The organism is Mycobacterium sp. E1386 (genome assembly GCF_001672745.1).
GTDB lineage: Bacteria > Actinomycetota > Actinomycetes > Mycobacteriales > Mycobacteriaceae > Mycobacterium.
The window spans coordinates 1-1,718 of record NZ_LZKH01000201.1 but is presented as its reverse complement, the minus strand read 5'-3'; the positions used below and the strand labels follow the sequence as shown (position 1 = coordinate 1,718).

1 protein-coding gene is annotated in these 1,718 nt (G+C 69.6%); it reads left to right on the top strand.

All coding sequences use genetic code 11. From position 1 onward, the window contains the following. Window positions 1-1,718: condensation domain-containing protein (locus tag A5709_RS20385; protein WP_156768109.1), on the top strand; the 1,718-nt coding region annotated here is incomplete at both ends.

Here is a 1,718-nt window from a genome sequence, read left to right as displayed (position 1 = left end):
CCGTGCGCCGCGCAACCGGGCCCGATCAAGCCTGGCTGCAGCGGGAGCTGGACGCCGAGCGCCGGTACTGCTTCGAGCTGGACCGCGAGCTGCCGGTCCGGGTTGCGGTGCTGGACACCGCCGACGACCCCGCCGAACACGTGCTGTCGCTGGTCGTCCACCACATCGCCTCCGACCACTGGTCGGCGGGGGTGTTGTTCGCCGACGTGATGACCGCGTACCGGGCCCGGCGCGCCGGGGAAGCCCCGGCCTGGGCGCCGTTGCGGGTGCAGTACGCCGACTTCGCGGCGTGGCAGGGGGCATTCCTGGGTGATGCGAGCGGCCAGGAGTCCGCGGTCGCCGCGGAGCAACGGGAGTACTGGACCCGGCAGTTGGCCGGGCTGCCGGAGGACACCGGGCTGCGTCCCGACTTCCCGCGTCAACCGGTGCCCAGCGGTGCGGGCGAATCGGTCGACTTCCGTATCGACGCGGCCACCCGACACAAGCTCGCCGAGTTGTCGCGCGAGATGGGCATCACCGAGTTCATGCTGCTGCAAACGGCGGTCGCCGTGGTTCTGCACAAGGCGGGCGGTGGCCTGGACATTCCGCTGGGCACCCCGGTCGCCGGGCGCACCGAGGCCGAATTGGACCAGCTGATCGGGTTTTTCGTCAACATCCTGGTGCTGCGGAACGACCTGACCGGCAACCCGACGCTACGCGAGCTGCTGACCCGCGCCCGGGAGACGGCGCTGGCCGCCTATGCCCACCAGGACCTGCCGTTCGACCGGGTGGTGGACAGCGTCAGCCCGGTGCGTTCGCTGTCGCGCAATCCGCTGTTCCAGGTCGTCGTGCACGTCCGCGACCACCTGCCCGCCGCGCGGGTGATCGAGCAGGATCCCGAAAACGGCGGACAGGACGCGGTGTGTACCTCGCTGGACCCCGTCTTCGACATGGCGCACGCCGACCTCAGTGTCAACTTTTTCGGCACCGACGGCTCGGGCGGCGTCGGGTACAACTGCAACCTGATCTTCCGCACCGAGCTGTACAGCCGCGCCACCATCGAGCGTTTGGCCGGCTGGCTGACCCGCGTGGTAACCGAGTTTGCCGGCAATGCGGATCAGACTTTGCGCGACCTGCAGCTGACCGACGCCGACGAGCGGATGCTGGAGCACTGGAGCCGGGGCGAGCGACCGCCGCACGACCGGCCGCGCACCATTCCAGAACTGTTGCAGCCGAGCCGAAGCTGGGGACCCGACCGGATAGCGGTGCGCTGCGGCGACGAGCAGATCGATTACGTTGCGCTGCATCGCCGTTCGGACAACCTTGCGGCGCTGCTCCTGGCGAGCGGGGTTGGACCCGGGTCGCTGGTGGGGCTGTCGACGCGGCGGAGCATCGACCTGGTGGTGGCGCTGGTGGCCATCATGAAGGCAGGCGGGGGCTACTTTCCGATCGATCCCGCCTACCCGCCGGCGCGCAAGCAGTTCATGCTTGACGACGTGCAACCACCGGTGGTGCTGGCCACCGCCCACGCGGCTCGCAGCATGCCCGAAGTTGCCGGCGTCACGGTCATTTCGCTGGACGATCCGCGGGTGCGCGCCGCGGTGGAGCACGGGGAAACCGATCCGCGCGAGCTGCCGCTGCCACACCCCGACGACCCGATGTTTCTGGTCTTCACGTCCGGATCAACCGGCAAGCCGAAAGGCGCCCTGGGCACCCATCGTTCCATGGCGGCCCGGCTG